This is a genomic window from Thermosulfurimonas sp., from assembly GCF_015491435.1.
In the GTDB taxonomy this organism is placed as follows: Bacteria; Desulfobacterota; Thermodesulfobacteria; order Thermodesulfobacteriales; family Thermodesulfobacteriaceae; genus Thermosulfurimonas_A.
Genome location: NZ_WFVX01000192.1, coordinates 1 through 4,619 on the forward strand (window position 1 = coordinate 1; position 4,619 = coordinate 4,619).

General features: G+C 56.4%; 5 protein-coding genes. 1 reads left to right on the plus strand and 4 read right to left on the minus strand.

Features of this window, described 5'->3' with window-relative positions:
- The 4 genes from F8J34_RS08870 to F8J34_RS08885 form a co-directional block, all read right to left on the minus strand.
- Positions 1 to 629, minus strand: a 629-nt coding sequence (locus F8J34_RS08870) for a TolC family protein (RefSeq protein WP_297058515.1), incomplete at its 3' end; no start/stop codon positions are given.
- A gap of 33 nt (positions 630 to 662) precedes the next feature.
- Complete coding sequence (locus F8J34_RS08875) at positions 663 to 1,136, minus strand: hypothetical protein (protein WP_297058517.1); 474 nt, start codon at positions 1,134 to 1,136, stop codon at positions 663 to 665.
- Between the two features lie 50 nt (positions 1,137 to 1,186).
- Positions 1,187 to 2,620, minus strand: coding sequence for a HAMP domain-containing sensor histidine kinase (locus F8J34_RS08880; RefSeq protein ID WP_297058520.1), 1,434 nt, complete (start codon positions 2,618 to 2,620; stop codon positions 1,187 to 1,189).
- The gene (locus F8J34_RS08885) at positions 2,610 to 3,296 is read right to left on the minus strand and encodes a response regulator transcription factor (RefSeq protein WP_297058522.1); all 687 of its coding nucleotides are present in this window, start codon (positions 3,294 to 3,296) and stop codon (positions 2,610 to 2,612) included. The genes F8J34_RS08880 and F8J34_RS08885 overlap by 11 nt, the downstream gene beginning before the upstream one ends.
- Positions 3,297 to 3,424: 128 nt before the next feature.
- Between F8J34_RS08885 and F8J34_RS08890 the strand changes: the two genes are divergently transcribed.
- The gene (locus tag F8J34_RS08890; RefSeq protein WP_297058525.1) at positions 3,425 to 4,486 is read left to right on the plus strand and encodes a glycosyltransferase family 39 protein; all 1,062 of its coding nucleotides are present in this window, start codon (positions 3,425 to 3,427) and stop codon (positions 4,484 to 4,486) included.
- The last annotated feature ends 133 nt before the right edge of the window (positions 4,487 to 4,619 follow it).

Consider the following 4,619-nt stretch of genomic DNA (forward strand, 5'->3'; position numbering starts at 1 on the left):
GTCTTTTCTCCAAGGGAGACGGCCCTTTCGACCAAGGCAAGGTTCCTCTTTAGCTCCCGTTCGGCCTCTCGTAAAAGGGCTACCTTCCTTTCGGCCCAGAGTAGACGCAAGGCGTGAAGTTTAGCGGCCTCGGCTACCTGCCATTCCTTCCAGGCTACGTTGAGATCAACCGCGGCCTTTTCCGCCCTGGCCGAAGAAACCCTGGCCCCCCTGGTAAGTAAGGCGGTTATCTCCCAGTCAAGCTGAAGACTGTAGGCATTTACCGTTCCGGAAGTCACCCCTGCCGTGGGGACCTCATAGCTTAGCGCAAGCTGAGGGTTGGGAAGGAGGCCGGCCTGAAGTAACTGGGCGGAGGCTATCTTCTTTTCGTCCCTTACCGCCCGGAGCTCGGGATTGGCCACCACGGCCAAAATGGCGGCCTCATCCGGAGAGAGTCCGTCCTTTAGATCGAACTCTACGGGCTTGAGAAGGGGATGTTTTATCCGAGAGACCTCTATTTCCAGAGCTTCGGTATCCGGGCCTTTAAGGACCGCCTCCTCCGCCTTCCGGTCAAGAGGCAAAGGATGATAGACCGCACAGCCCGAAAGCACAAAGAAAACTAAGATCCAAAACTTCCAATATTTTTTCATGGTTAGCTGTCAGGACGAGATTGGAATAAAAGTTTAATCTTCCTCAACTTCTTGTCTCTCGGCGGTAATCTTGAGAATAATTTTCCTGGCCTTCGAGGAATAAGGCAGCTTGATGGTAAAGTAGCCGAACTTGTGCCGTTTACTCCTCAGGATTTCTGGCACGGTAAGGACATCCTGTCGGGCCAGAATCGCATTCCCGGCATCCACCAGGGCCGCTTCCACCTCCACCCCGGAGAGTACGGTATGGGAGAGGTTGTGAACTTTTCCTTTGATGATCAGGGTGTTTTCCCTGAGTTTACAGTAGAGGTTCTTGAGGACAGCTTTTTTCTCGATTTTATTTTCCAGTGAGACAGGGAGCAGACAATTTTTTGCTCTTATCGTTGCATTGTTTAACGATTTATATTTCTTATTCTGCTTCGCCCATGAAACTTTTAGGGCAACTGATAAGCCTATAAGCAAAACAATCAGGAATCCTACCCCCTTGTTTTGACTTGTTTTCTCTATCATGACAACCTCCTTTGATGCAAAAGTTTAGGAAAAATTTTAACCGATACATATTAGAGAAAAATTGAAAATAAATTAAAAATTTTTAATCCTGTTTTTCTTGTCGGATGGGGTATTTCGACTGATGATGTCTGAGGTAGTACTATATAGAACACCGAGCCCTGTCCGGGTCGGCTTTCCACCTCTACTTTACCTCCGTGGGCCTCCACATAGGCCCGCACCAGGGCCAGTCCCAGCCCCCGGCCCCGGGTCTTTTTCCCGGTATAGAACCTCTCAAAGATCCGGGGAATCTCCTCCGGGGGGATTCCCGGGCCGGTGTCCTCCACACTGATCCTGAGGTTTCCGTTCTCCCTGGACATCCGGATGGCCACCCGTCCTCCCGGAGGGGTGTATTTAAAGGCATTATCCACCAGATTGAAGAGAGCCTGAAGGAGCCGGGCCCGGTCTCCGGTAAGTTCGAGAGAGGCTTCCGGTTCATAGACCTCGAAACGGAGGCCCTTTTCCGCGGCCAGGGGTTCGAAGACCTGGCGGATCTCGGCGAGGAGGTCTTTCGCCGGAAAGCGTTCCCGGTGTAGCCGGATGAGTCCGGTTTCGGCCTCGGAGAGATCAAGCAGGGTATCCAGGAGATGCAGGAAACGGTCGCTTTCGTAAAGAATGGTCACGATTAACTCCTCCCGTTCCACTCCCTCTTTTTCCAGAGCCCTTTCGGCCAGAAGTCGCAGATGGGCCAGAAGGTTTTTGAAGTCATGGGCCAGATTGTCCGAGATCTGGAGGAGCTCCCGGAGATAGACCTCCAGTTGTCGCAGCAGGGCATTCAGCGATTCGGCCAGGCGGTCGGCTTCGTCTCCACGCCCGGAGAGGGGGACCCGGCGCGAAAAGTCGCGGTTTTCCATGATCTCCCGGGCCACCTTTTCCATGGCCAGGATCTGGCGCAGGGAACGTCGTGAAAGGAGGAACCCCAGGGGAAGGCTCAGGAGGAGCACCAGGCCTCCGCCCCAGATAAAGGCCCGGTGGACCTCCCGGAGAGCCCGACTCTCGAAACGCAGGGGAACGGCCATTTCCACCCGGTAGGGCCCGGCCCGAAAGACCACCCCTCGCACCCGCACCCCGGAGGGAAGGCGGAAGAGGAGGAAACGGGGGCCGGGGGTCTCCTCCCGGGGCCAGGGCAGGTGGGAGAACCGTTCCGCGCCGGTGGTAAAGATTACCCGTCCCTCCGGGTCCCGGAGCCGGAAAAAATAATTCTCCGGGCCCTCTTCCTGAACCTCGGCCATAGCCAGGGCCCTTAGCCCCGGAAGGCCTTTTTCGCGATAAAGGGAAAGGACCTCGGAGATATCCTCCCGCAGGTCGCGATCCTGGTTTTGAAGGAGACGCTGGCTCAGGATGAGATGAACCAGGGCCAGGAGCAGGACCAGCCCGATGAAAAAGAGGAGGGCATAAGAAAGGCTTAAACGAAAGGCCAGCGATCGAAGGGTCGGTTTAAGTTTCATCCGTAAGGATATAACCCACCTCCCGGATGGTGCGGATGGTGGGTCGTTTCCCCTTTTTGAGTCCCAGTTTTTCCCGCAGGCGACAGATATAGACCTCCACGATATTGGATTCCGGGGAGAAATGATACCCCCAGATCCTTTCCAGGATCTGGATCTTGGTGAGCACCCGACCCCGGTTGCGCAGGAGATACTCCAGAAGGGCGAACTCCTTGGGGGAAAGATCCACCGGGCGGCCCTCCATGCGCACCTCCCGCCGCCGGAGGTCCATGGTGAGGGGCCCGGCCCGCAGCACCTCCTCGGGTTCCGCCGCGGGAGAGGCCCGACGAAGAAGGGCCTTTACCCGGGCCAGGAGTTCGGCAAAGGAGAAGGGCTTGGTGAGATAGTCGTCGCTTCCCAGTTCCAGCCCCCGGACCCGATCCTCCACCGAGCTTCGGGCACTCAGGATCAGGATGGGGAGACGGGGCCAGCGTTTGCGCACCCGGGCCAGGAAATCAAAGCCGTCCATGTCCGGAAGCATGAGATCCAGGATCAGGAGATCCACCTCGGTTCCGGTAAGGACCTCCAGGGCGGTGAAGGTGTCCGGGGCCTCCTCCACCGAAAACCCCGCCTCCCGGAGCCCCCGGGAGATGAACTCCAGGAGATTCCGATCGTCCTCCACCACCAGGATCTTCCGCATAACCCCTCCGTAATAGGCCCTTCTTAATCGGAGCTTGCCAAAAGCTTAAAACATTTTAAGCTTTCTTTCATTTTTCCTCAAAGAAAAATCCTTAAGAGTTGAGCCAATTCCGAATGAGGTGCTAACCTTTGTCGAAGAATATCCTCAAGGTCTTTGCGCTGGCCCTTTTCCTGGGCCTCTGGTTTCAGGGGGTCCGCCCTTTTATGGGGCGCGACGAACACCGCTACCCGGTGATCGCCCGGGAGATGCTTCACCGGGGTGAATATCTGGTCCCTTACTTTAAGGGGCATCCGCATCTCACCAAACCGCCCCTTATCTATTGGGCCGTCGCCGCAGGGGAGAAGCTTCTGGGGGAGAACCCCTGGGGAGCACGTTTCCCCAATGCCTTGGCCCTGGCGATAACCGCGGCGGCCCTTTCCGCCATAGGGGTGCGTCTTTTCGGAGACCCGGGCTGGCTGGCCGGGCTCCTCTACGCCCTCACCCTTACGCCCTTTGCCGCCGCCAACATCGTGACCCCGGATACCCTTCTGGTGATGTGGGAGGTGCTTGCCGCCTGGGCCTTCTTCCGGGGGTCATTCCTCTGCTGGATCTTCTGGGGTTTGGCCTTTATGACCAAGGGCACCGCCACCCTCCCGGTTATGGTGCCCTTTCTTTGGTACGGATGGGTGGCGCGGAAGGACTGGCGGGGCCTTATCCCGGGATTGCTTCTCTTCTCCCTGGTGGCCCTTCCCTGGTATATCTATATCCAGAATCGTTTTCCCGAATTCTGGCGGATCTTTCTGCAGGAACAGGTTACCGGACGTCTTTTTCACAATTATTATCACCGGAACAGTGCCTGGTATGCCCCTTTTTATATTTATTTGCCCCTTCTTACCCTGGGAGCCCTTCCGGGAGCCCTTTACTTTTTTCGCGATCTTCCGCGGCTTCCGGATTTCTTCCGGGCCTCGCTTTTTAACCGGGTGGTGGCCATGTGGTATGCCTTTCCCCTGGTGGTATTTTTTCTGGCCAAATCCCGGCTTCCCCTTTACATCCTTCCCCTCTTTCCCCCCTTTGTCCTTATGACCGTAGGGCTCCGGAGGGAAAGACCTCTTTCCCTTCGGTTCCTGATCCTCTGGGGGCTCTTCCTTCTGGCCCTTAAGGCCGGTCTTTCCTGGTATCTCAAAACCCATGTTATATTTGGGGCCAAATGAAAAGAGAAACGAAACTGGCGCTTCTTCTTGCGGCCGGCGTAATCCTCTTTCTTTTTCTGAATCTCGGAGATCGGCCGCTCTGGGGGGTGGAGGGACGCTGGGCCGAAGGGGCGCGGGAGATGATGCTGAGGGG